29 protein-coding genes are annotated in these 21,961 nt (G+C 38.5%); 2 read left to right on the top strand and 27 right to left on the bottom strand.

Translation table 11 applies throughout. From position 1 onward, the window contains the following. Positions 1-19: 19 nt before the first annotated feature. The 25 genes from B9T25_RS06375 to B9T25_RS06255 all read right to left on the bottom strand — a co-directional run bounded on the left by B9T25_RS06375 (position 20) and on the right by B9T25_RS06255 (position 17,692). A complete protein-coding gene (locus B9T25_RS06375; protein WP_086187623.1) occupies positions 20-496 on the bottom strand; it encodes a phage virion morphogenesis protein in 477 nt (158 codons plus the stop codon). 87 nt (positions 497-583) lie between these two features. Further along, the gene (locus tag B9T25_RS06370; protein WP_086187622.1) at positions 584-1,906 is read right to left on the bottom strand and encodes a phage minor head protein; all 1,323 of its coding nucleotides are present in this window, start codon (positions 1,904-1,906) and stop codon (positions 584-586) included. Continuing rightward, positions 1,906-3,471: a DUF935 domain-containing protein gene (locus B9T25_RS06365; RefSeq protein ID WP_086187621.1), complete on the bottom strand. Its 1,566-nt coding sequence runs from the start codon at positions 3,469-3,471 to the stop codon at positions 1,906-1,908. Before B9T25_RS06365 ends, B9T25_RS06370 begins: the two co-directional genes overlap by 1 nt. Positions 3,472-3,551: 80 nt before the next feature. Further along, positions 3,552-4,751 (bottom strand): hypothetical protein, encoded by a 1,200-nt coding sequence (locus B9T25_RS06360; protein ID WP_228146858.1) that lies wholly within the window; start codon positions 4,749-4,751, stop codon positions 3,552-3,554. Beyond that, positions 4,735-5,757: a nucleoid-associated protein gene (locus B9T25_RS06355; RefSeq protein ID WP_086187620.1), complete on the bottom strand. Its 1,023-nt coding sequence runs from the start codon at positions 5,755-5,757 to the stop codon at positions 4,735-4,737. The genes B9T25_RS06360 and B9T25_RS06355 overlap by 17 nt, the downstream gene beginning before the upstream one ends. A gap of 123 nt (positions 5,758-5,880) precedes the next feature. Beyond that, positions 5,881-7,425, bottom strand: a complete 1,545-nt coding sequence (locus B9T25_RS06350; RefSeq protein ID WP_086187619.1) for a hypothetical protein — start codon at positions 7,423-7,425, stop codon at positions 5,881-5,883. Beyond that, positions 7,422-7,970 (bottom strand): DUF3486 family protein, encoded by a 549-nt coding sequence (locus tag B9T25_RS06345; protein WP_086187618.1) that lies wholly within the window; start codon positions 7,968-7,970, stop codon positions 7,422-7,424. The genes B9T25_RS06350 and B9T25_RS06345 overlap by 4 nt, the downstream gene beginning before the upstream one ends. 1 nt (position 7,971) lies before the next feature. After that, complete coding sequence (locus tag B9T25_RS06340; protein ID WP_086187617.1) at positions 7,972-8,280, bottom strand: hypothetical protein; 309 nt, start codon at positions 8,278-8,280, stop codon at positions 7,972-7,974. Continuing rightward, entirely contained in the window at positions 8,277-8,624 is a 348-nt protein-coding gene (locus B9T25_RS06335; protein ID WP_086187616.1) for a hypothetical protein, read from the bottom strand. The genes B9T25_RS06340 and B9T25_RS06335 overlap by 4 nt, the downstream gene beginning before the upstream one ends. A gap of 9 nt (positions 8,625-8,633) precedes the next feature. Further along, on the bottom strand, positions 8,634-9,020 hold the full coding sequence (locus B9T25_RS06330) for a hypothetical protein (RefSeq protein ID WP_086187615.1): 387 nt from the start codon (positions 9,018-9,020) through the stop codon (positions 8,634-8,636). Positions 9,021-9,147: 127 nt separating this feature from the next. Beyond that, positions 9,148-9,726, bottom strand: a complete 579-nt coding sequence (locus B9T25_RS06325; protein WP_086187614.1) for a hypothetical protein — start codon at positions 9,724-9,726, stop codon at positions 9,148-9,150. After that, entirely contained in the window at positions 9,726-10,190 is a 465-nt protein-coding gene (locus B9T25_RS06320; RefSeq protein ID WP_086187613.1) for a D-Ala-D-Ala carboxypeptidase family metallohydrolase, read from the bottom strand. Before B9T25_RS06320 ends, B9T25_RS06325 begins: the two co-directional genes overlap by 1 nt. Before the next feature lie 122 nt (positions 10,191-10,312). Further along, positions 10,313-10,741: a Mor transcription activator family protein gene (locus B9T25_RS06315; RefSeq protein WP_086187612.1), complete on the bottom strand. Its 429-nt coding sequence runs from the start codon at positions 10,739-10,741 to the stop codon at positions 10,313-10,315. Beyond that, the gene (locus tag B9T25_RS06310) at positions 10,707-11,135 is read right to left on the bottom strand and encodes a gp16 family protein (RefSeq protein ID WP_086187611.1); all 429 of its coding nucleotides are present in this window, start codon (positions 11,133-11,135) and stop codon (positions 10,707-10,709) included. Before B9T25_RS06310 ends, B9T25_RS06315 begins: the two co-directional genes overlap by 35 nt. Next, the gene (locus B9T25_RS06305; RefSeq protein WP_086187610.1) at positions 11,132-11,542 is read right to left on the bottom strand and encodes a hypothetical protein; all 411 of its coding nucleotides are present in this window, start codon (positions 11,540-11,542) and stop codon (positions 11,132-11,134) included. Before B9T25_RS06305 ends, B9T25_RS06310 begins: the two co-directional genes overlap by 4 nt. A gap of 61 nt (positions 11,543-11,603) precedes the next feature. Continuing rightward, positions 11,604-11,966: a hypothetical protein gene (locus tag B9T25_RS06300; protein ID WP_086187609.1), complete on the bottom strand. Its 363-nt coding sequence runs from the start codon at positions 11,964-11,966 to the stop codon at positions 11,604-11,606. 85 nt (positions 11,967-12,051) lie between these two features. Then, positions 12,052-12,324 carry an HU family DNA-binding protein gene (locus B9T25_RS06295; RefSeq protein ID WP_086187608.1) on the bottom strand — a complete coding sequence of 91 codons (273 nt, stop codon included), beginning with the start codon at positions 12,322-12,324 and terminating at the stop codon, positions 12,052-12,054. Between the two features lie 37 nt (positions 12,325-12,361). Beyond that, on the bottom strand, positions 12,362-12,979 hold the full coding sequence (locus tag B9T25_RS06290) for a DUF3164 family protein (RefSeq protein ID WP_086187607.1): 618 nt from the start codon (positions 12,977-12,979) through the stop codon (positions 12,362-12,364). Beyond that, positions 12,979-13,200 carry a TraR/DksA C4-type zinc finger protein gene (locus B9T25_RS06285; RefSeq protein WP_086187606.1) on the bottom strand — a complete coding sequence of 74 codons (222 nt, stop codon included), beginning with the start codon at positions 13,198-13,200 and terminating at the stop codon, positions 12,979-12,981. Before B9T25_RS06285 ends, B9T25_RS06290 begins: the two co-directional genes overlap by 1 nt. Positions 13,201-13,209: 9 nt before the next feature. Then, positions 13,210-13,557 (bottom strand): LysR family transcriptional regulator, encoded by a 348-nt coding sequence (locus tag B9T25_RS06280; RefSeq protein ID WP_086187605.1) that lies wholly within the window; start codon positions 13,555-13,557, stop codon positions 13,210-13,212. Further along, entirely contained in the window at positions 13,541-13,738 is a 198-nt protein-coding gene (locus B9T25_RS06275; RefSeq protein ID WP_143222461.1) for a hypothetical protein, read from the bottom strand. Before B9T25_RS06275 ends, B9T25_RS06280 begins: the two co-directional genes overlap by 17 nt. After that, complete coding sequence (locus B9T25_RS06270) at positions 13,728-14,432, bottom strand: hypothetical protein (RefSeq protein ID WP_086187603.1); 705 nt, start codon at positions 14,430-14,432, stop codon at positions 13,728-13,730. Before B9T25_RS06270 ends, B9T25_RS06275 begins: the two co-directional genes overlap by 11 nt. Before the next feature lie 20 nt (positions 14,433-14,452). Then, positions 14,453-15,217: an AAA family ATPase gene (locus B9T25_RS06265; protein ID WP_086187602.1), complete on the bottom strand. Its 765-nt coding sequence runs from the start codon at positions 15,215-15,217 to the stop codon at positions 14,453-14,455. Between the two features lie 55 nt (positions 15,218-15,272). Beyond that, complete coding sequence (locus tag B9T25_RS06260) at positions 15,273-17,423, bottom strand: Mu transposase C-terminal domain-containing protein (RefSeq protein WP_086187601.1); 2,151 nt, start codon at positions 17,421-17,423, stop codon at positions 15,273-15,275. Then, positions 17,423-17,692 (bottom strand): helix-turn-helix domain-containing protein, encoded by a 270-nt coding sequence (locus tag B9T25_RS06255; RefSeq protein WP_086187600.1) that lies wholly within the window; start codon positions 17,690-17,692, stop codon positions 17,423-17,425. The genes B9T25_RS06260 and B9T25_RS06255 overlap by 1 nt, the downstream gene beginning before the upstream one ends. Positions 17,693-17,835: 143 nt before the next feature. Between B9T25_RS06255 and B9T25_RS06250 the strand changes: the two genes are divergently transcribed. Together B9T25_RS06250 and B9T25_RS06245 are read left to right on the top strand one after the other, a co-directional pair. Further along, positions 17,836-18,564 carry a hypothetical protein gene (locus B9T25_RS06250; RefSeq protein WP_086187599.1) on the top strand — a complete coding sequence of 243 codons (729 nt, stop codon included), beginning with the start codon at positions 17,836-17,838 and terminating at the stop codon, positions 18,562-18,564. Between the two features lies 1 nt (position 18,565). Beyond that, the gene (locus B9T25_RS06245) at positions 18,566-18,850 is read left to right on the top strand and encodes a hypothetical protein (RefSeq protein WP_086187598.1); all 285 of its coding nucleotides are present in this window, start codon (positions 18,566-18,568) and stop codon (positions 18,848-18,850) included. Between the two features lie 214 nt (positions 18,851-19,064). Here B9T25_RS06245 and B9T25_RS06240 read toward each other — a convergent pair whose 3' ends face one another. Both B9T25_RS06240 and B9T25_RS06235 read right to left on the bottom strand, forming a co-directional pair. Next, entirely contained in the window at positions 19,065-20,090 is a 1,026-nt protein-coding gene (locus B9T25_RS06240) for a hypothetical protein (RefSeq protein WP_228146857.1), read from the bottom strand. After that, positions 20,083-21,708: an NAD+ synthase gene (locus B9T25_RS06235; protein WP_086187596.1), complete on the bottom strand. Its 1,626-nt coding sequence runs from the start codon at positions 21,706-21,708 to the stop codon at positions 20,083-20,085. Before B9T25_RS06235 ends, B9T25_RS06240 begins: the two co-directional genes overlap by 8 nt. Positions 21,709-21,961 lie beyond the last annotated feature (253 nt).

Genomic DNA, 21,961 nt, shown 5'->3' with positions numbered 1-21,961 from the left:
TCTAACGCTATTGATTCATCTAATCGAATAACTTTTCATAAAAATAATCAACATCATCATAAATTGCATTCTGTGCTTCAAGCTGCAAATTACCGTTTTCATCCATTGGCATAAAACCGCGAGCAGGGATATTTCCCCAAGGAAGTGGACCTCCACGACGACTACGTCCATATTGACCTTGCTTAACGCCAAACTGATGCGTTGCTGCTTTAGGATCTGATGTACTGATACTGGCTTCATCATTATTAGAGTCAGGTTGAATACTATTTCTAAGCTGACCTGACTGAGATAATATTTTCCCTGGCTTGCGTCGCGCTTCAGTCACTGGACTTAACCCTGCCCAAGCTGGGCGACCTTGAGCATCAAAGTTGTCTTCTGTCGTAGACAGTAAAGTCAAAGCTATAGCAGAGGTTAAATCTTTGGGATGGCTTAATCTTTGTGCAACTTTTTCAAGTTGACGTATAAGTTCATCATTATTGATTTGTATGGTACTCATCTTTTATACTGGCCTTATGAGATGGTAGTTTCCTAATAGAAAGGTTACGGTTAATTCAGTATTATGCTGTGCAAGTCAGCCGCCATCTCACTCTCTAATCAATTCATAATGAGCTGCTTTTAATCCATCCGCGATTGCAGCATCGAATATTTTAAAAACACTGACAATTTCAATTACGCCATTTTTTGAGCGTAATGAAAGCTTAATCAGCTTTTCATCTTCTTTGTCCAAACTCTCTAGCAGATATAAAACACTTTCATTTTTAACATCATATAAAACATATTTGGGTTGAAGCATAAGTAAGGGTAACTCTTGCCATTCAGCAATGCTGAGTGCATCACCAGCATCCGCATGTCGTACTGCCTTTTTCCCTACAAGTAAATGATCACTTATTGTGATGATTGGACTATCAATCTGTTGAGCTTTCATTTTTATAAAAGCAATCTCAGGTGTTTGGAACACACCAACAGTGCTGGTTTTATTCTGAGTCTTTCCAAAACTCAGGGTGTTTTCGATAAAAGCATGATGAGCCTTTTGCCGTACTGGTGCAGTGATGATTTGCTGAACTTGTTTCAAGCCTTCTTCATTGCCCATATATTTTGTAGCACGGGATGCAAGAATTTGATCCATTGCGTAACTGGTAGCAGGTGAGTTATTAAAGCCAGCTGCTGGACTAAAAGTAAGCGTACTACCATCTTGACTGGGTATATCAAATCGCTGCCGTGTACTGTAAACATCTGCACCAGTAAAACTATCCACGCCAATTTTTTCGCTGAATTGTGTTTGATAACCTTCGCTACTTAAAATCTCTTTTCCTTCTACTTCTCTCGCAGATCTGGCAATAACACGACAGTTGCATCCAAACTTTGAAGGTGGGTAGGCGATTGACCAAAAGGGATCATCTGCTCGTAAAATACGTCCATTCCATGCTTTATGATCTACTCGGTAGTTCACCATTGTGACATGCCGATATTCCCAATACGGGCGTGTTTCAGTGGATTCAAGCATTGTTTTATATCGACCAGCCGAAAATGCACTTTTCATATTGGTGTCATAGATGGTGCGTAAACGTCTTGGACTTCCAAGCTGCACTTCTTGTTCATGTCCAGCAGGATTGACTACAGTTTTTTTACCCCACCAACCTTTTTCTTGCAGGATTGGAGTAATCTCAGCTTGCCATTTTTCTAAGCTTTGACCTTGTTCTAACGCTGTAATCAATGACTTTCGAATGTCTTGCAGGACATCCATCTTTGCAACTTTAGCAACAGTAAATGCGCGACTATGTGCATCATCTAAAGTTTGATGCCAGTCCCAGCCAATCTTAAAACCTTTGTTTTTAAGGTAATCAATCGCATCTTTGGGCGGTTGCTTGAAAAGGGCATTCAGTTCAGGACGGTGAGGGGTTGGCATTATTCAACCTCCGCTTCAACACTTAAACGTCCCAGCATTTCACAAGCAAAAATTAACTGAGTTAGCTTTTCTTGCAAAGCAGGCTCTTCATCATGTGGGTGCAGATCCGACAGTAGCTGAAGTACTTCATCTTCATTTTGACCTGCTTGCAATTTTTTTACTAAATCCGTCAGCCACTCTTCAGATATAGCTTGGCTTTGTTTGACTTGCTCGTTTAATAGCAATTGTATAGCTTGATCTTCCAAGGGAATCTGAGCCTGATTTGCTGCTAAACGATGCGTTAGAATTTGGGGCTGATATGTATTTGCAGCAAGAATAGGTGTTTGCTGAGTGCGAGCGAGTACCGTCTCTTGATCATCCGTAGGCATTGGAATACCAGCACGTTTTTGTGCCCACTCCAATGGAATTTTAAATCCAAGGTCAACCAGACTGGGTAATGCCTCACTGAAGGTTTGAAGGTCTTCTGTATCACTGGTATCAAAGCAGAATTTTGGATAACGGTCTTCAGTAATATTCGGATAGTTTAGTCGTATCATGTGGCTGACTAAGCTGTCATTGATTGAACGTGCTAGCTGTTTTGCATCCGATTCAACCAATACATCAAACTGATTTTCATGGGTTTTACTTTGTGCATTGGTACTGGTTTTACCATCTGCTTGACTAAGCAATGTGCCACCCACAATGACTTTCGACTGAGTCCCTTCACACCATTTAATCAGTGCCATGTGGTTATCAGTATCACCATTGGCAGCGCTTTCAAAATCAATACTCATGCCTTTTGGAATAACACCGCCAGCATTACGACCAATACTCATGACTGCTCGTAATAAGGTCATTTTTTCTTGATCGGTTGCACCTTCAGGGTATTTACCAAGTTTGATGGGTAGTCCATAAATTTCAAGAAATTCCATGACATCACGGATGCCATAATTTTTAAACAAGAAAGGCCATGCTAAAACACGATGCAAACCAGAACGGGCTATATATCCAGACTTGGCTTTATGACGGTGAATAAACCAGCCAAAGTCCCAAAACTCAGCACCATCCATTGAACCATCATTTAATCGCAACTCATTGGGCTGGTTGACTGGAGTCATGAAGTTACGCGCTAATTGATGTTCAAAACTTTTCGGCAGCCATAAATTCCCCAATTGATGCCATTTAATTTCTTGACAGCTATAACCATGACCCACTGCATCCATGGCATCAAAGAGCATCATTTCAAAGTCTTCAATGTCATCAATCCATTCATAAACTTGTTCAGCTATTTTCTTTTCTTGTTCAGATGCATTTTTCGGTGGGTTCACTCCCCAGGGCAAACTATTAACACCTTTCTTACGTCGGAACATTTCTGAAAAAATATGCCCGTCACGTTCTTCCATGTCAGCAAATAAATCAGCCATGGCTTGCAAGCTGCCTTGCTCTGCTCCAGTCAGTAACCGATGTAAGCGTGCTGGCGTTAAACCCACAACTGGGTGTTCTTGCCACTGGTTTGTAAGATAGGTGATGTCAGAAGTTTGAGGAGTTTCTAACGCTTGTTTCTGGGTCTTATCTTTTTTAGCCATAATAAAAAAAGCACAATATAGGATTGTGCTTAGTTTGAATCAGAGTTGTATAGTTTAGGCGTGGAAGTAATTCCTAAATCTTAGCTAGAGTAGGGATTCACTGTGATATTCGCATAAATACTAATAGTCGCTATGCAGGCAATAACACATACTAAAACAATAACCCACAAAATAAAATTTTGAGTTTTAAGTCTATCAAATAGATCTTGAAATGGATCTTTCTTAGTACTTACTTGAATATTTTTATAAACAATAGGGCTTTCAAACTTAAAGCGCTGATCCTTCCTTTCAATTTCTCTTTTTATTCCTGTTAGAGATTGAATTTGATTATAGACAAGATATCCCATAATAATGGTAAAGATACATACGCCTATTGTGATACCTGTATTCACTGCAAATTGGTATACATAATCAAACTGGGCACTTTTTTGCGTTTTGAATTGAGTTGCAACAATCACAGTTGCAACAGGTATACCCAAAATCTGATTCTGAATATCGGTAATCACTTTATGAATTTTAACTTGTTCTTCTAACTTTGCATTTTCAATCTCATTTCGTAGTTTTTCATATGAAAAACTCGACGCAAAAACAGCATAATCGTGTTCTAGAGTATTATAAATATCATCTAACTTAGAGAGTAATACAGTAAATCGTTTATCAAATGTTTCATTTTTGCACTCAGCAATAATTGCTTTACTTAAAATAGCAAATTTTTGTTTTGAATGAGTATTATCTTCAATAAATTGGATAATTTTATCAACTGCTGCTTCTTTTAAATGATCTAAATCAGTTTTAGTATAAATAGGCTCTATTTCTATATTATCTGTATCATTTAAAAACAACATTTTTGAAATAGAACTATCTGAAAAAATAGCAGCATCTTTCAATAGTTTGATAAAAGAGAGTAATTTTTCATACTTTTTAATTATGTCAGGTTTGTTTAAATCATTATTATCAAACTTCAACTCAATAATATAAAATTTCTTTCCACTACTACCTCTAAAGTAGTTGTTTCTAAAAAGCCCCTCTACACCTTTAAAAACATGTCCAAATCTGCTAGGAAGCGCGCCATTGTAGTGAAAATTATAAGTTTGATTAATTATTACAGGTGGTAAAGAAGTTGCATGCCATCCTGAATTAGAATCGTTAAATGCAAGTGTTAAATTTTGGACGAGACTTGGCGAGTCAACAGTAATGTGACCTTGTGAATATTGACTGTCAGTAAATTGAGCTTTTCTAAAAAGCTCAATTAATTGCTCTCGACTAATTTGTGTCATCATCCTCTAAACCTTGTACATGTCGAGCAAACATTTCTTGGTCTTCAACATTATTAACAGGCAATGTTAATAATTTAGTCTCTATATTATATATTGCACCATGCTCGAACGCATCATTACTCAATTTAATATCCCAATGATTATCCTTAGTATGCAACTCAACTAATTGTTTCAGACTACGCATGTCAGGAATAAAATCATCATTAATCGCATATTCATCAGATGTTAAAAATATGGTTAATTCCTCTGCCTCCTCTGGAGCTATATGGTTGGCTAAATGTGCTAAAAGAATAGGACGTTTTGTTTTGGAAGCCGTTTTTAACCAATCATGAGCCAAATCTGTAATATTTTTTCGTTGTATATAATCAAAATCTTTTGCATCACAATAAGCACGAATTGCAATAATAAGCTTATTACTTTCATCCACATTAGAATTTGTGGTATCACAACCTAAAAACTCTTTGAAATAAGTTGATTCTCTTCCTGCTTTGATAAAATTTACATATCCCTTTTGAGCACTTTTCCATTTTGTTAAATTGATACGACCAGCATGCCGTAACTTTGTTAAGTCAATATAAATACTAGGTTGGACTTGAAAAGTTTCATCAATTGAAGCACCAGTTGTTTCATTAACAACTGCTACTGCTAAAACTTTTTCAGCATTATGTTTATAAAGACACATTAAAACCCAACCTCCTGTTGCAGAAGTTGCTGATGCTTTAGAAACCAAATGACTTAAAATTTCATTTGATAAATCGTAGAAATTTGTTGGATTATTTAAAATATCTTTTTCATCTAGATGGCGAGAAATTGGATAATTAGTTTGATTTGGTGAAAATTGTCCAAAAGTTCGACCACCCTGTGAAATATAGCGCTGATTTAATGTATCCATCAAGCTTTGTATAGAAGCATTATGAGCTAAAACACTAGGACCAAACTCAGCTATAAGTCGTGGTTGCTGTGCTGGAACCATTTTATGAACGATAAAAGCTGTGATCTCACAAGACATATTTATTATCCCCTAACTAATTAAATTTTAAAATTATTAGATGGATTGAAGCATATTATAAAGTTAAAAATAAGGGCATTGACCAAATAAATATTAGCTGCGTCGTTTTATGTCGTTATAAAACTAAATACACCCAACTTCATTATCCCAATCATACTCATCATTATTCATTTGATTTTCCATCTCATCCCGACTAGGCAACTCTATAAACTCAATAGTACCAGTCGGGTTTTTACTGGCATAGTCTGCCAGTAAGTGCGCAATACCACTGTCACCATGTCGCTTTTTACCATCTTGTCCTGTCGTTCTCACATCAGGAATACGTGCCACACCTTTAACCAAAACAAAGGCACGATGGTCATCTATAATGTCCTTGTCTTTAGGTATATCCACAATATCGCCATCTTCTAACGCTGCTTTAAAGTGTGGGGTATGTTCCCTATACCAACCTTCACTTAAGTGAATCGCTTCAATCTTATCGCCAAATTCTAATTGCATCGCTTCAGCTAAATAGCCACCATTACCTGTTGCATCATGTGCACCTTTACTAAAATTTGGTAATGCCTTGGCAATCAATTTAAACAATTGTTCTTGTTGCTTATAGGGCATATTGGAAAGTTCAACAACGAAAGGGCAGTGCTTGCGGGTGTCTTGACGTTCAATCAATGGCCAGAACACACACAGATCTGAACGACGTGCAAAGTCCAGTCCGTAATAACTTCGGTATTTTTTGGGAATCGAATCCAGCAACGGCTTAATCACATCACTAAATAACAATTCAATTTCAGTGTGACGTGCTTCTTCAGTCCACGTTTCAAAGCCTTTCGGTGCTGACCAACGAATCACAGGAATATCTTTTTGACGTTGCTCTAACAAACCTTGAGACAACCAACGCCCACCACCTTTACTTGGAATGACATCCAGTTCTTCGTCGGCAGCATCGCCATAGAAGCTGTACACGTCATCCATCCAAGCCTGTTCTTCATCAGTTTTATATTCAATGCCTTTACGCAAGCAAACACGTTTATATAAGCCTTGATCTACAGATTCTTTAAATGTAGTGCGGTGTATTGTGCCTTTTCGTTTAGCAGCTCGGATCTCTTTAATCAGCTCATTAAATGGATTATCTTCCCCATCATGGGTACTGATGACTCGGACACAACCACCCCAAATGAGCAATGCCATTGCTGCTTTTAAAAGCTCATCTAAATCTTCATGGAAAGCTGCTTCATCCAGAATTACACGGCCTTGACGACCACGTAAGTTAGAAGGGCGAGAGGTTAAGGCTTCAATACGAAAGCCTGAATTGGGGAAGCGGATAATATAAGTTTTAATTTCTTTATCACCATCTTCCCAAATTCCTTCTTCCATTTCAGCAGCAGCGAGGTTATAAGCACGTGCCCACATAGCACAGGCCTGAATAAATTCGACGGTCATATCTTTGTTATAGCCCAAGTAATAACAGTTCTGACCACCAGCAGATCCATCACTTGCAACTTCTAAAGCTGCATCAGCGGCTTCAGCCCAAGTTAAACCAATACGACGTGACTTTTCCCCAATCTTTAACGGGCTTTTATCAGCAATCCATTCTTGCTGATAAGGTAGTAGTACTGCGGGAATTTTACTGTCAAAGTCAGGTTGTAAAAGGTCAATTGGGCTATCTGTCATGATTTGGCAATTCCTAAAATTTGAGCACGAATGTCAGCAGCAACTTCAGCAGATAGACCACCTTTTTTAACGATACTTTCAACAGCTTGAGCTGCTTTCTCAGCACGGTCACGTACATCTAACATCCATTTTTTTTGACCAACAGATGCCTGTGCGATTGAAGCAATACCTTTACCACAGCTCGAAATCAATGCTAAACGCTTGGCAGGATCTACACCTTCAGCACCCGCTTCTTGCAAATTAATTAACGTGTCAAACAATTGCGTTTGCATGAGTGAAAGCACAGCTTGGGTTCGCATATCACTATCATCAGGTGCGGCTTCAGCAATCATCAAAGCAGCTTGTGTACTGGCTTGAACAGCTGCAAGTTTTTGCTCAAGTTTCTGCCCATAACGGTGCACACTTGATTTACCAATGCTATACCCCAGTGACTGTAGCTTTTCTGCAATTTCTTCATAGCCGCAAAAGCCTTTATCCATAAGCCAACGGTCAAGCATGTGCTTGTCTTCAGACTTTAAATTATCTACAGCAGAAGGCTTAGCCATATTACCCCCAGTACTTAGTCGGTCGTGCAATACCAGCAGGGCAGTTCACTGTATATTCGACTACATCAATGCCTAAGGCATTCAATTTTGAATGCCAATGTCCTGTTGGTTGGCGTTCAATATCAATTAAGTCTTTACTTTCCAGGTACTCAAGTTCCGTATGTAATTCTCTTGCCGTTGCATCTGGATGAATGGCATGAACAACCGTTAGAAGCAATACATCCATCGCACCTAAAGGACGCGCATTATTTAAAGCATTCAGTAACAGCCAACGCATATTTTCACGACGCGCTTTTACGAGATCAGTCATTTTTGATTCATTCCTTGGCGTATTTGAACGTTTTCGATTTTTGAAGCCAAAGCATCAAGCTTGGCTTCAATGATAGTTTGACCTCGAATATAATCTTCACGAGCAACATAGGAATGTGGCAAATCAATTTGGAACTGATAGAACTTACGTTCTAATTCACGAACGTCTTGCTGACTTTTTGTTGCTTGTTTTGAAACTTCTTCAAGTTGGTTCTGAAACGTTTTAAAGTTGGTATTCAGGTTAAGTTCGATACGTCCCCAAAGGATTTTGACTGTCCCGATCACAGTACTAATGACTGTAATTAGAACTAAAATCCATTGGTAAGCTTCTAATTGAATCGCCACATTGCCCCCTTACCCAGCAAAAGTATTTAAAACAGTTCGTCCACTGTTCAGCAGGGTAATAAGCTGATCAATAAACCATGATACGGTCGTTTTCCAACCTGCCCAAATTGCTTTGATTTCGGCTCTGGTTTCGACATATTCTTTTTCAATGAAATTAAATACAGCGAGTTTTTTCTCAAGACCTTTCAAAGCCCCTTCATTTTCAATTGATTGCATAGCTTTAGCTGTTTCATTAAATAAGTCATAGACAGCAACGAGGGTCAATTTTGAATTGCTATAAGTCTTTTTAGTCAGTTCAATGCCTTGTTGAATGGTTTCACTGATATGACCGTAATTATTCAGAACGAAGCTGGCTAAACCCACAATTGCATTTTTAGAAAGTATTACTTTTTGCATGATGCTCTCTTCTTCTTAGCAATTTGAATGGGATGTCGGATGAGTGCATAACTATCCAGAATGAACGTTACTAGGCGACCAATTGGATGCCGCTTGACGATTATTTCTATAGCCATTGCGAATCCTCCTATTTACTCTGGTTAAGGTAACGACCTACCATTCCACAGAATGCAATCCATGCAATTACATAGAAGCGGAATTGTTCAGGTAGTACTGCCAGTAACTCAGGTGGGATAGGGGTGACAGCAAAGAACATCACCAGACCAAATGCCCAATTACTGATCCATTTCCACGAGTCCTTCCAATTGTGGACAACTAAGCTTTTGCTCACAAATAGCAACAGTTCACCAGTAACAAACTGACCCTGTGTAAGATCATTATTCAAGCGAGTAATGGTTTTTTGTTTTTTACCAACTTCATATTTCAAATCACGAACAAGCTCAGACAGTTCGTTAGAACGTTGTCCTTGATTAATGAGTTCAGTCATTTCAAGTTGTAAATGATCAATCTGGCTTTCGCGTTGTGATAGCGTTAGACGTAGTTTTTGAATCTTGTCAGACTCGTTAGAATTATTTTCAGCATTTTGTTCTTGCAGTAATTTTTCATACTCAAGAGCTTGATTTGAAAGTGCCAATGCAACTTCAGCTTCAATACGTCTATGAACTTTGACGGATTGTGGAATGTTACGATTTGTTTTAACAGCCATTAGACCACTCCATTGAAATATTGAGTTTTGCCTTTCACTTTTTTTGCAGTTAGAACTTCGCCACGTTGTTTACCTTCACGGGTTTTAAAACCGACATGCACCCAGCTATCAAATTCAAGAATAATCTGATCGAATTTAATTCCATGTTTCGGTAATTCTTTTGCTAAAAAAGTTGCGATTTCACGCGGTGAACCAAATCGTGGGCTAATGAAGTCAATTGCATAGCCGACACTATGTGCTGAAGTTTTACTTCCACCTACAGCGCGATTAACGGCATCTGAACGATAACCACTACTAATCAAAACAGACTGATTTAATAGATTACGCATCGGCTGGAATAGCTGGTGACATGCAGTAACAATATTGGCTTGGTGATCCAGTGAAGGCTGATTTTTTATTCCCAATCGAACTGCCGTATTACTGTGTAATAGCTCAGCTAGAGTGAAGTTTTTGGTAACTTGCATGTAGTTATCTCTTATTTAACATCCTGTTAGTTTTGATGATTTTGCAAGCGAATTGTTGCGGAACTGCTTCCATAAAAAAACCGCCCGAAGGCGGCAAATAGAAAAATACGTTGAGATGGATTTTAGGCGAACATATCAAGTTGGTTATTGGTATTTCGTTTTAAAGATGGTGAAAGTTGGTTTTTACGTACACTACGAATCCATCGTGTTGTGACATTATATTTTCGAGCCAGTTCACGCTGAATTTTAGAATCAGCACCCAATTCAGCAAGGTCTTGTTCAATGCGTTTATCACGTAAGATACCCAAATAACGGTCAGGCTTGGGAATATAGACCACATCTCCATTCCAGTATTGACACAATTTTTTAAGATTGTTGAATCCTAAAATTTCAGCCAGTTCATGACTTTCTGAAATAGATTTTAGGGGAGGGAAACTGTAGTCAGAACCACCATAATGTTTAATTAAAATCATGGCAGTTCTGTAGTCAGTCAATTGAATAATTAACCGAAGGTTTTCAGGTAGTTTGTCCAGATACTCGTCTTGTTTCATGGTCTCGCTTCTTTTTGTACTCCAATGCGGCAACTATACGCCACAGTTGATTTTCTGTACAAAATTCTAACGCCTCTTTTTGAAACATTTGTTTTGCAATGCCTTTTGCATAATTCCAATGCAGTTTATTTTCTGCTAAATGGGCTTCAATTTTGCTCATTAAAGCTTCTTTAGATAGCTTCACTTTTGGTTTTTCACCAAAGTTGCGTTTAGAAAATCCGAGCTGGTCAAGGTGCTGAATCACTTTAACCAAATCATCATCAGTCATATCCTTTGCAGATCGTTTACCAGTGACTTGCTCAAGCATGTCACGGTAAGTGTCATCATCCAAATTCAATGATTTTTTACCCATATGGATGGCTGCAATACGTTGGTTACGGGATGCTTTTTTCATGTTGCCATCTCCGTTAAAAGTTCAATTGAATCTGAAACTTTGATCAGGTGATTAATGGCTTTAGTCACATTAGCAAAGTAGGGCAGACGGTGTTCATGTTTAGCGTCTAAATCTGGATATTCCTTATATGCACGTCTTTTCCCACAAAGCTTAATTAGTTTTTGCTTGAAGCTGGGTTTGTAAACGTTGATGAAATACGGAGCCAAATATTTGGCTTCAGGATGCTTTTCATGTTCAGCACACCAAATGCCTTTCACAGTCCCATCAACATAAATGCCAACCACTAACTTCATTTTGTGGCGTTGAATCATGAGCGAAATTTCGTAGCTATCACAGGTCAGATTGACACGGTTCCCTTTTTCGAGTTCTTTAATGGCAAACGTCTTTTGTTCTTTAGAAAGGCTCATGATGTCTCTCCAAGGCTGCTGACGACTTCAGGCGGTAGCTTGTCTAAATCTTCAATTAGAATCATTGTTCTTCTTCCTCTTTTTTTAATTTTTCCATAGCTAAATCAACAGCAGTTCTAAGGTCTTCATGCCGGGTGATCGAAACATCTTCATCATTCATAACGTAGTAAAATTCGGCGGATGGGTTAGTATTCCATCTCTCAACACGTAATCTGTTCTCAACGAGGAAATCTAAGCGTGCTAACTCTGTTTGCAATTGTTCAAGTTCCAAATCTGAAGCTGCTGAAATTTTAGAAAATTCAGCTTCAACAGGTTCTGAGTTTTCAATATTGATCTTGATATTTAAGGTGTTTAGATTAATTCCTTCATTTTCGATTACGGCTTTAAGTAGCTGAATGAGTAATTTCGTTGTGCCAGTTTTCATAATTTTTCCTAAATTTTGGTCAAAAAAATCCCGCCAAAAGGCGGGACCTTTTGAATTTTGTTAAATCAATTAACTTTTATGACACTCAATTCACAGCATCTTTTAAGGTCTTACCTGCTTTAAAGACTGGTGTTTTAGAGGCAGCAATCGTAAGAGCTTCACCAGTTTTAGGATTACGGCCTTGGCGTTCAGCACGGTCAGTAATTTTAAAAGTACCAAAGCCTTTCAGCTCTAACGTTTCCCCGTTTACCAAGGTGCTAACTACTGCTGTTTCAAAAGCTTGAAGAGCAGCGGTTGCTTGAGTTTTGTTTAATCCAGCTTCTGTTGAAATGTGTTGAATAAGTTCTGTTTTGTTCATGGTTTTAAGACCTATGTTTATTAAAAAGTAAGTTGCTTTAAATGTTGGCAAAATCAAGTGAAATGGCTTGATACTTGCCGTGTTTATCACGCTCATAAAAGCGGATATAGTTTTTACTGTCAGTGACGATAATGCTGTCACTGATTGCTTGCATGGCTTGTTGCCATTTTTCATCCTGAATATTTAATCGACGTAAGCCGAGTACACGCCCAGTCGAAATTTTACCCTCCTTATCGACTTGGAAAGCATCGTTAATGAGTGCCTTTAAGTTATCGTTAGAATCAGCCGACCATGATTGAATACATTCATCAATTAGGGCTTTGGCTGCTTGTAAACGTTCATCAAAACGAATCGAATCCTGACTTTGACGAACAATTTTATATTTGCCATCAAAGCTAAATAAAGTCACATTGCCTTTGTTACCACCGAGTGACGCTCCATATTGTTCAGCGGATAATTGAATAAATGCTGCCACATCTGCAAATGCTTGTTCTTTAAAACTACGCATTTGCTTTTGCAACATCTGTGCTCCACCAATTAAGGCTTCGACCAAATCACTACGTTCAATGTCAATTGGTTTGATCTGTGCTTCTGGTACAAAACGACCTTTGGCATCAATGCGGAAACCCGCTGGTACTTCTATAACTGCGTTCATTAATTCACCTTTCCACAGAAATGTTTTTGTTTATTTTCAACTAAGGTTTGACAGCTAATACAAAGTTTCACGCCACCTAAGGCACGACGTTGTTCTGGAATTTCAGTACCACAATCTTCACATTGATATTCACTGACAGTGTTGTATTGCTGACGATTGTTTAGTGTCAACGCTAAACGTTCATCCATCATTTCATTTGCCACATCTGCTAAATCAGGCATTATTTTTCCTTAAAAAATCTCTTTTCTGTTTTTTTTGCAAGCAATAGGGCACTGCTGACAGGCTCTCCAGTGGCGCATATCAGCAGGGTTCTGCGTAGGAGCTTCACGATGCTTATATGCCTGACACTGCTCAGGTGTAATTTCTTGCCCAAGGTGAGGGCAGTTCACACTACCCAAAACCCGTATCACTGTTTGTTCTAAGCGTTCTGTGCTGCCTACGTATTTGTCACGTAAGGCAAGCGATAAACTTGCTCTTGCATAACCCAATTCATCTGCAACTTTTTGAATACTTCCAACAGCTTTAATTCGGCTGTAGGCTAATTGTTTCCATTTGGGTAAATCATCCATAGAAGACATAAAGGAGTGCTCCTAGAAGGGTGATAATGATCACCATCAGTAATGCAATCACAGCACGATTCCGTTTTTTCTCGTAGTACAAGGCAAGCTTGTAGTTATTACATTCCGTAAATAAGCGAATACGGTCTTGAGCAATAAACTCATGTGGTTTTACATTCATTTCAATATTTTTATTCATCATCTATTTCCTCTTGGGTAAGCAGTAACGTCCCGTGTTTAATTTCTTCTTCAAGTTCGGGACGTTCTGAATACATCAATTGATTGGTGTTAGGGTCAAACACTTGTTTCGCACGTTGGATTTGTGGTGAATCTGGCCCAGTATTCATGCACTCAAGTAGTTGGTATTTAGCTTTTTTTCCAGTCATATTTATGGCTGGTTGTACAAGCTTTAAGTAACCAGCTTCATTAAGAATTTGCAGGTATGTATTGGCGGTATGTACTGAAACATTGAACAGGTCATTGCTTGAAAGACTAGCTAATTCATCAGCATTAATTGCTCGTTTTAGAATACGAAGCGTATTCCACATCGCTTTATTAATGCAGGCTGGAGTAGTTTCAGTCCCATCTCGTTTCACTGCTGGAGCGTTGTAACCTACGTCTCGAACCAATTTGTAATGTATTCTTTTGACACGTTTACCCATAATCGGTTCTTCATAAGCAACCTCTATGTAACCTGCATTCAAAAGGCCAGTAAGATAATCTCGGGTGCTGTCTTCCTTCATTGAACCTTCTTCAGCAACCTGAATTAAGGTGAAATCATCTTTCCATTTACGAATAGCAAGCCAAACCCGTTGACGTGGTTTTTGGTGCGGTATACTTGCATTCATAAGTTTTTTCCCCTGACTTAAATTTAAAGTCTTAATAACAGCATCCATTTAAAGTGTCCTTACAATCCTTAAAAACTACGTGGTTTAGGGCTTTCACCAGTGACAAATCCAGTAGGAAGAACTTCACTCAAATTGTGTGGAGTTACATTTTTAACTGCCAGCTCAAGAGCCTTCTCATGAAGCATTTCAAGGTTGGTTGAAATACGTCTAGTAGAACCACGTACTTGTCCAAGTAACTGTTCTAAAACAGGTTCTGCAATGTTGATGTTAGGTGCATAAATATGTGCAAGTTGAATAACATCATCTAAGTCCGCTGGTAGGGCAGGAACCCAGTTCAATACTCGTCCATGGAAACGTTCCCATTTTTCTAGCTTACGAGGTAATAGCTCTTCACCAATGACTAAGAATGTGCCTTGGGAGGCTTCATATAAATCACGAACAATCTCAACTTTGTTCCCATTTAATAGATGATCAAATTCATCAATAATTAAGGGGCGTCCTGATTTAGCTAACTCACTGCTTGCAAGCTCCATCATTTCAGATAATGTCGCTTTTTCAGGAATACGCATTTCTCGAAGTAAAGCCTGTAAAAATGCTTTTTTTGTATAAGTAGATTTTACTTGCACATAAAATGCATTGGTTTTGGTCGCTACAAAATTTGCAGCAGTAGACTTACCAAAACCGCTTGGGCCATAGAAAGCTGAGATCCCTGGCAATAATGGATTACGTTCCATTGTGCGTTTAACAGCTTCATAACATTGAGAAATATTTCTAATGTTAGCGATACCACCCATGCTAGGGTTTTGATTTTGGGGATTGACTTTACTATTCATATAAATCACCATATTTAGAGATGTTGTTTGTTTGAGTGAAGGTACTGCTATACCTTCACGCCCCTTGGCGCTGTGCTAAATAACTTTTTAGTACAGCGTCATCTTCACTTTGTTGCTTAAATTTCTTAGACAATGGATACATTTCCCATAAGTCTCGGTCTTCTTCGTTTACCTCCTCATTTTTAGTAAGCCGTTGGTCGATATCAATCCATTTACTCATTTGGCTAATTGGCTGAGCGTGTTGTATTGGCTGATTAAATTCAGTTTGCAGACTGCTCTTGAAGTAGATCACTTCCTTTTCCTGCTTCAGAGGTAGGGCATTTAATTCAGCCATTAACTCAGTATGTTTATTACTGTTGAATGGAATAACAGTCTGATTTTCCATGTGCTGAATTACTCGTTGTGGATTAGCTTCTAGCAGTACTTCATCCTGTTTCACAGCAAGACGACGTAAACGACCATCTGCACGACGTTGACGGGCCTGCTCAACTTTGGTTTGCGGGAAGTAAGCGCGTTTGTTGGCATTCCAGAATGCATAACAAATCAAACGACCTTCATCATCACGTACTGTTATGCGATCTGCGTTATGTATGTCATAACCAACTAGAACATTGTCACCGTGATATTCAGAAAGCTCTTGACTAAAGTAACGATTGCCAAATAATTCAATTTCACCACGACGCACCTTACGTTCTTCATAAGGGCGGAATAAGTCTTCAGCATCCCAGTCTTCTACACGGTCAATCGTCGCACCCATTTCTAACGCTTCATCCCATGCTTCTAGCGGACTTTGATGTCTTCTTTTCAACGTCACGGGGTCTACAATTCTTTTCAGACCTTTATGCGGTTTGTTGTTGTAGCCATTCACAACCGATTCGGCATACACAAGAAAATCTGCCCAAGCCATTAGACTTTTTGAAACACCAACCTGCTTAATTTCACTACGTGTTAGCTTGAACATTTTGTTGCTAGCTTCAGCATCCATGTCTTTACCAATGTATGACTGCAAGTTTTTGGCGGCTTTGATCCAAAGGCTTTGGTGACTACGTTCAATAAGACCTTTAGCTTGTGAGTTATAAGGCAGGGCATGACTCATTTCTGTATTTAAACGTGCCATGACACCACGACCTTTTGCACCCATCATTTGGTTCTTATAACCAGATCCGTTGTCCACATAAAAGATGGCTGGAATACCGCACTCACATGCACTCATCCGTACAGCATCCAGTACAGCCCAACCGCTTTCAGCAAGATCAATAGACCAGCCAACTAAACGACGTGTCGCCACATCAATAATCGCTGTAATTTCAGGGCGAAAAGGTTTGCCATGCATAGGATGAGCAATTTCAGCATCAAAGCAGTGACCATCTGCGGTATACACATCTGTAGGTAGAAGCTGTTCGGTATCACGACGAATAAAGGGTTGTAAGTTTTTCAGCTCACGGCTGCCCATGCGTCCACGTTGTGCTTCAACATTGCCCATTTTTTCCTTTATAAAACGATAAGCTTGGTTATAAGTCGGGCAGGACACATCTGCTTTTAAGTAGTTTGGAAGTAATTCCAAAACAGCAGGTAAAGTAGGCTTCTGTGGTTGTGCCCAAAGTTTTAAAAGTTCTACAGCCCAAGCTGGGATTTCGCTTTGACGTGTTTTAGGAGCCAATACACCTATCACATTAGTCTTATGTTTTTCAGCATCATCAACTGCCTTAACCCAGTCAAATAGGCTACGACGTGACACAGTACGTCCTTCACCAGCTTTGGCATTGGCTTTTTGAACAGCGATTTGCATATCTTCAGGCAATAAAAGTGCTTCTGCATTAGCAATGAATTGCTCGATAACAGATGTTTTTTTCAAGCCTTGTTTAATCTGCTGTTGAATGTAACGCACTACAAATAAACGGTTTTCAGCAATTTCACGTTGCCAATTCAATAGTTCATTAGATTGTTGTGTACATATAGCTTGTGTTTGAGTTTCCTGTAGTTGGATTTCGGAATTAACTTTGTTTTTAATCTCTTTTAAATGCAAAAATGATTGAATTTCACTATTTACTTCGTATTCCTTTCGGATACCACCTTTTCCTCGGCTAGGAACTTCTCTATACTTCCAATTATTAGTTTTTACTAAATACTCCCAACCTCTACGTGTAGTAGGGAAGTTATCTAGTTTTAAAGCTAATAGATCAGCAATACTGTAGTGTGTTTTCATCAAGCACATTCCTTATTGCTGTATCGTGGGTAGATACGTTTATTATCAACTGTCCAACGCTCTGGGAATAGCTCGTGCAAAGGTTCTCCCAGAAATTTGGAGATAATGATTTCGCCTTGTTTACTTGGGTGATACAGCGCATTACGAACTGTCCGATCAGACATTCCGTAATCTTTTGCAAGCTGAGTAACGCTTTTTCCGCGGCGTTTAATTTCAGCTTCAATACTGTATCTATCCCATTGTTCTGTGGGTTTTTGCTTTAAGCCCATAAGAACCTCCTTATGCCGTAACGGCTTTTTTTAACTCGTTAGAATGGGTATTTACCCTTTCACGAACAAAGATACTTCGTAATAACTTCGCAGTCAACACTTCGTAATTATATTTACGAAGTAATTTTATGGAGATTCTATAAGTGATTGATAATAATAAGGTTGATTTACTTCGTAATTTTGATTTTAATTGTGCTGAGTTTTCGCAATTCAAAGAGTTTAATTGCGAAGAAGAGTTGACCCCTATTCAGTCTCGTATGTACTTTTTGATGCTTAATGGTTTAATGCCTAGAGGTATTAGTGAGTCTCTATATGGTTGGTGCGGGCGTTTAGGGTTATCCAACTCAACAATTTTTGGTATTTTTAAGAAAAATAATAAGAATATGCACTTATCTGTAGCAGAAAAAATTGCGAAGGCAACTGGTGCAAATGTTGAATGGTTACAGCATGGGACTGGCGAGCCAATTAAAACATGGACTTCAGAGGATATTCTTCAAAGACAAATAGACGAAGCTTTTGAACAGGATGAACCAGATTCAGTTTCTGAATTAGACACATCATTACTCAAGCAAGCTTTTGACACATTAGAACAGGCACTTGAAACAACTGGTCGTGTAATGCAACCTAAAGGCGTGAGTCGCTTTGTGGCAACGGTATATGCGAGTTTAAAAGAAGATGAAGAAATGGATACGGTTGTTTTACAAGACTGTATTTTGACGGTAGAGGAGGCACTTAAGGTTAAGCGACGGACTATGTCGTCGAAAGCAAAAACTGATTTGATTCTAGCTATTTACGAGCTGTATAGTGGCAATGCTTTATATAAGGAAGCAATGACATCAACAATAAACCAGCTAATAAGGAGTGTGTCTTAGTATGCTAGAAACTAGTGATGATAAAAGCTTTGGATTGAATAATTTAAAAGGACAGGGTATTAAGCTAAGTACCAAAGCTATGGAAATATTTAAAGAAGAAGCAAAGGACCAAAATACATCGGTACAGGTGAAATTATTTGGAGATGAGCTATTCACACTCAAATTTAACCTGGAAGATATATATAATCCAGATAAAGCCGTTACACACATAGTGGGGGCAGCAGTCGAAGCACTACTCAATCAAATTTCTTTAATTAAGTTAGTGCAGAATGAAAAGCAAAAATAAGCTACATCCAGAGAATCGTTAAAATCTAGTGCAAAATAAAGAGTAAATCAGGAATCACCTGGTTTACTCCATAAAAAAGCCCAAACTCTTATAAGCTAAGGCTTCCATCCCATTAAGTCCCACATCATCCCGAATCTTCCCACATCATACTAGTGCAGAATAAATAGATAACTCACAGATTGCTCTGTGTGGCGCAAAAAAGATCGGATGGAAATTAAAAATTATTTTCTAAGTACTGCTGAATAAATTGATGCGTGGTTTCACTGAGATAAAAAGGTGAGATTAACTCTTTTACAATCCCGTCCAATAAACCTTGTTGTTCCAAAGCTTGCAGGGTGTGGGGTAAAAAGCGTAATGCTTCTTGATGTAAATCTTCTTCATCTAGTCCAACAGACTGTAATAATTCTTGTAGGTTATATTCTGCAAAATAATCATAAAAACAAGCGGTCACATCTAAAATAACGTGTTGTAGATAGTCAGCTTGTCGTAACTGTCGCCATGATTCATAAACTAAAATAAAAAACTCTTCAAAGTCGATGGCTTGAAATTGAGAAAAGGTTTCTTTGAGTGTTCTTTTTTTAATATCATCCCACAAATGTAGGCTAATATCGGCAAGTTCTTCATTGGGCAATAAAATGATATTACCCAGTTGTTTGAGTAATGCTTGAGCGAGTTGCTGTTCAAGTTTGAGTTCAATATTTTGTTGTTGGTCTTGAATAAAACCGAGTATTTTAGAACCTAGACCATAGTCATGTGTATTGAGCTTACGTAAATGATCAAGCCAAGGGGTATTGCTTTCTAAAATCTGATTTGCAAGCTGTAAACTCACGTGTTGTATTTGTTGAGTGTGTAATAGGTTTGCTTGGATGTAGTGACGCAGTTGATCTAATTCAAGGATCTTGGACATCCATAATTCAAATGATTCATCGGAAAATAATTCATGTATTTGAGTGTTGCTATTGATTGCAAGCTGATGAATTCTTTGTGCAATCACACCAATAAATTCTAAAATTTCTGCGCCTAAATTCAATTCAAACGCATATTTTTGAACCACATCTTGTAATGCTTCAAGTTGAATGAATTGTTTTAATAGAATTTGATCTGAATGGCTGTAAATGTGATGAATAAATTTTTCGATATATGGATTATTTTGTTCTAATAATAATTGTTTTTTAATAAAGCGAGTTTGCTCAAGCATAAGCGCTTGAGCAAACTGTTGAGCAGAGTCAGGCTTAGACACCTGGTGTCCATCCATTAGTGATTGGATAGCGACGCTCGCGGTTAAATGCACGTGAGCTAATGCGTGGGCCAATTGCACCTTGACGACGTTTGTATTCGTTTTGGTCAACCAGACGAATTACTTTTTCAACCACTTCTTTTTCAAAGCCTTTGGCAATGATGTCATCTTGGCTCATATCTTCTTCAATATAAGCATAAAGAATGGCATCAAGAATGTCATAAGGAGGTAGGGAATCTTGGTCTTTTTGGTCTGGACGAAGTTCTGCAGAAGGTGGGCGAGTAATCACGCGTTCAGGAATGACGGGTGTTTCTGAAATGCTGTTACGGTATTTTGCCAATTCAAAAACGATGGTTTTATACACATCTTTAAGCACCGCAAAACCACCGACCATATCGCCATACAGTGTGCAGTAACCTACAGCAAGTTCTGATTTATTACCTGTAGACAAGACAAGATTGCCGAATTTATTCGATAAGCCCATGAGTAATGTGCCACGTGCGCGTGCTTGTAGATTCTCTTCAGTAGTATCGGCAGGGCTGTTACCAAAGAACGGGTATAGTGTTTGCATGAAGCTATTTACAATGGGGTTGATTTCGGCAATGCCAAAAGTTACACCCATGTTTTTAGCTTGTGCTGCGGCATCTTCAACACTGATTTGTGCAGTATAGGTATAAGGCATCATGACGGCTTGGACTTTATCCGCACCGATTGCATCAACGGCGATCGCCAGTGTTAATGCTGAGTCAATGCCACCAGATAAGCCTAGAATAACACCTGCAAAACCAGAGCGCTGAATATAATCCCGAGTCGCTAGAACCAAACCTTGATAGATTTCAGCCATCGTATCTAAAGCCGGAGTAATCGTTGTTATTTTAAAAGTTTTTTGTTTGGCTTCATATTCGGCGTAATACAGATTTTCTTTAAAGCTTTCTGCTTGTAAAGCAATACTGCCATCTTTGTTGATCACAAAGCTAGTACCATCAAAAATGAGGTCATCTTGACCACAGATTTGGTTGACATACACCAAGTTAATATTGAGTTGTTTAGCAAGTTCACTCATGGTGGTCAGTCGATGCTGAGGTTTACCCACTTCATAAGGTGATGCATTTAAAACTAAAATCGTTTCAACATTGAGTTGAGAGAGTTGATGCACAGTAGTGAGTGACCAAACATCTTCACAAATAAGAATACCGAATTTATGACCTAGATATTCAAAAACAAGATGTTGCTGACCTTCGCTAAAATAGCGTTTTTCATCAAATACGCCGTAGTTTGGTAGGTTTTGCTTGTTGTAAATACCCAGTACTTGACCATCTTTCATGACCGCTGCTGCGTTATAGCGTTGACCATCTTCTGTTTGGTTAACAAATCCAAAGACCACGACAATATCTTTTACTTGGCTAAGCAGCTCAAATGCTTTTTGTGTGCGTTTAGCAAGGCTAGGGCGAAGTAATAAGTCTTCCGCAGGATAGCCTACGGTTGAAAGTTCGGGGAAGACAATTAAATCAGCTTTTTGTTTTTTGGCTTCATTGACCTGATCAAGCATTTTTTGAGCATTTGCTTCGATATTGCCGATATGCGGAGAGAATTGCGCAAGGGCAATTTTAAAACTTTTCATTCCAACTTAATCCTATACCTATAGGGATATATACACAGACTTTTGATTTATTATGGCTATTGGTTCAACGCTGTATACGTGACGACAAACAAATAGATGTTTAATCAATAATTAGCAATTGGATACTATATACGAATTGCAGCATTTAATGAGAGAAAAACAAAAAAAAATCCGAATTAAGACAAAAATATTAGTGTTAGTGAGAGAATAACTAGGCGAAGGATGGATTGTAATTGCTAGATCAGATGATATG

Origin of the sequence: Acinetobacter sp. ANC 4470 (assembly GCF_002135335.1) — a bacterium.
GTDB lineage: Bacteria > Pseudomonadota > Gammaproteobacteria > Pseudomonadales > Moraxellaceae > Acinetobacter.
Note: the sequence above shows the minus strand (reverse complement) of the source record. Positions and strands in the feature narration are given on the sequence as shown.

Excerpts from the sequence above, each read along its gene's own strand:
- B9T25_RS06300 (WP_086187609.1), bottom strand. The coding sequence starts at position 11,966 with ATGAAAACTGGCACAACGAAATTACTCATTCAGCTACTTAAAGCCGTA.
- B9T25_RS06360 (WP_228146858.1), bottom strand. The coding sequence starts at position 4,751 with ATGATGACACAAATTAGTCGAGAGCAATTAATTGAGCTTTTTAGAAAA.
- B9T25_RS06275 (WP_143222461.1), bottom strand. The coding sequence starts at position 13,738 with ATGATGAATAAAAATATTGAAATGAATGTAAAACCACATGAGTTTATT.
- B9T25_RS06310 (WP_086187611.1), bottom strand. The coding sequence starts at position 11,135 with ATGAAAAAAGCATCCCGTAACCAACGTATTGCAGCCATCCATATGGGT.
- B9T25_RS06255 (WP_086187600.1), bottom strand. The coding sequence starts at position 17,692 with ATGGGCTTAAAGCAAAAACCCACAGAACAATGGGATAGATACAGTATT.
- B9T25_RS06340 (WP_086187617.1), bottom strand. The coding sequence starts at position 8,280 with ATGACTGATCTCGTAAAAGCGCGTCGTGAAAATATGCGTTGGCTGTTA.
- B9T25_RS06270 (WP_086187603.1), bottom strand. The coding sequence starts at position 14,432 with ATGGATGCTGTTATTAAGACTTTAAATTTAAGTCAGGGGAAAAAACTT.
- B9T25_RS06330 (WP_086187615.1), bottom strand. The coding sequence starts at position 9,020 with ATGCAAAAAGTAATACTTTCTAAAAATGCAATTGTGGGTTTAGCCAGC.
- B9T25_RS06265 (WP_086187602.1), bottom strand. The coding sequence starts at position 15,217 with ATGAATAGTAAAGTCAATCCCCAAAATCAAAACCCTAGCATGGGTGGT.
- B9T25_RS06320 (WP_086187613.1), bottom strand. The coding sequence starts at position 10,190 with ATGCAAGTTACCAAAAACTTCACTCTAGCTGAGCTATTACACAGTAAT.
- B9T25_RS06350 (WP_086187619.1), bottom strand. The coding sequence starts at position 7,425 with ATGACAGATAGCCCAATTGACCTTTTACAACCTGACTTTGACAGTAAA.
- B9T25_RS06370 (WP_086187622.1), bottom strand. The coding sequence starts at position 1,906 with ATGCCAACCCCTCACCGTCCTGAACTGAATGCCCTTTTCAAGCAACCG.
- B9T25_RS06245 (WP_086187598.1), top strand. The coding sequence starts at position 18,566 with ATGCTAGAAACTAGTGATGATAAAAGCTTTGGATTGAATAATTTAAAA.
- B9T25_RS06315 (WP_086187612.1), bottom strand. The coding sequence starts at position 10,741 with ATGAAACAAGACGAGTATCTGGACAAACTACCTGAAAACCTTCGGTTA.
- B9T25_RS06305 (WP_086187610.1), bottom strand. The coding sequence starts at position 11,542 with ATGAGCCTTTCTAAAGAACAAAAGACGTTTGCCATTAAAGAACTCGAA.
- B9T25_RS06260 (WP_086187601.1), bottom strand. The coding sequence starts at position 17,423 with ATGAAAACACACTACAGTATTGCTGATCTATTAGCTTTAAAACTAGAT.
- B9T25_RS06235 (WP_086187596.1), bottom strand. The coding sequence starts at position 21,708 with ATGAAAAGTTTTAAAATTGCCCTTGCGCAATTCTCTCCGCATATCGGC.
- B9T25_RS06375 (WP_086187623.1), bottom strand. The coding sequence starts at position 496 with ATGAGTACCATACAAATCAATAATGATGAACTTATACGTCAACTTGAA.
- B9T25_RS06365 (WP_086187621.1), bottom strand. The coding sequence starts at position 3,471 with ATGGCTAAAAAAGATAAGACCCAGAAACAAGCGTTAGAAACTCCTCAA.
- B9T25_RS06325 (WP_086187614.1), bottom strand. The coding sequence starts at position 9,726 with ATGGCTGTTAAAACAAATCGTAACATTCCACAATCCGTCAAAGTTCAT.
- B9T25_RS06280 (WP_086187605.1), bottom strand. The coding sequence starts at position 13,557 with ATGTCTTCTATGGATGATTTACCCAAATGGAAACAATTAGCCTACAGC.
- B9T25_RS06290 (WP_086187607.1), bottom strand. The coding sequence starts at position 12,979 with ATGAACGCAGTTATAGAAGTACCAGCGGGTTTCCGCATTGATGCCAAA.
- B9T25_RS06355 (WP_086187620.1), bottom strand. The coding sequence starts at position 5,757 with ATGTCTTGTGAGATCACAGCTTTTATCGTTCATAAAATGGTTCCAGCA.
- B9T25_RS06285 (WP_086187606.1), bottom strand. The coding sequence starts at position 13,200 with ATGCCTGATTTAGCAGATGTGGCAAATGAAATGATGGATGAACGTTTA.
- B9T25_RS06295 (WP_086187608.1), bottom strand. The coding sequence starts at position 12,324 with ATGAACAAAACAGAACTTATTCAACACATTTCAACAGAAGCTGGATTA.
- B9T25_RS06345 (WP_086187618.1), bottom strand. The coding sequence starts at position 7,970 with ATGGCTAAGCCTTCTGCTGTAGATAATTTAAAGTCTGAAGACAAGCAC.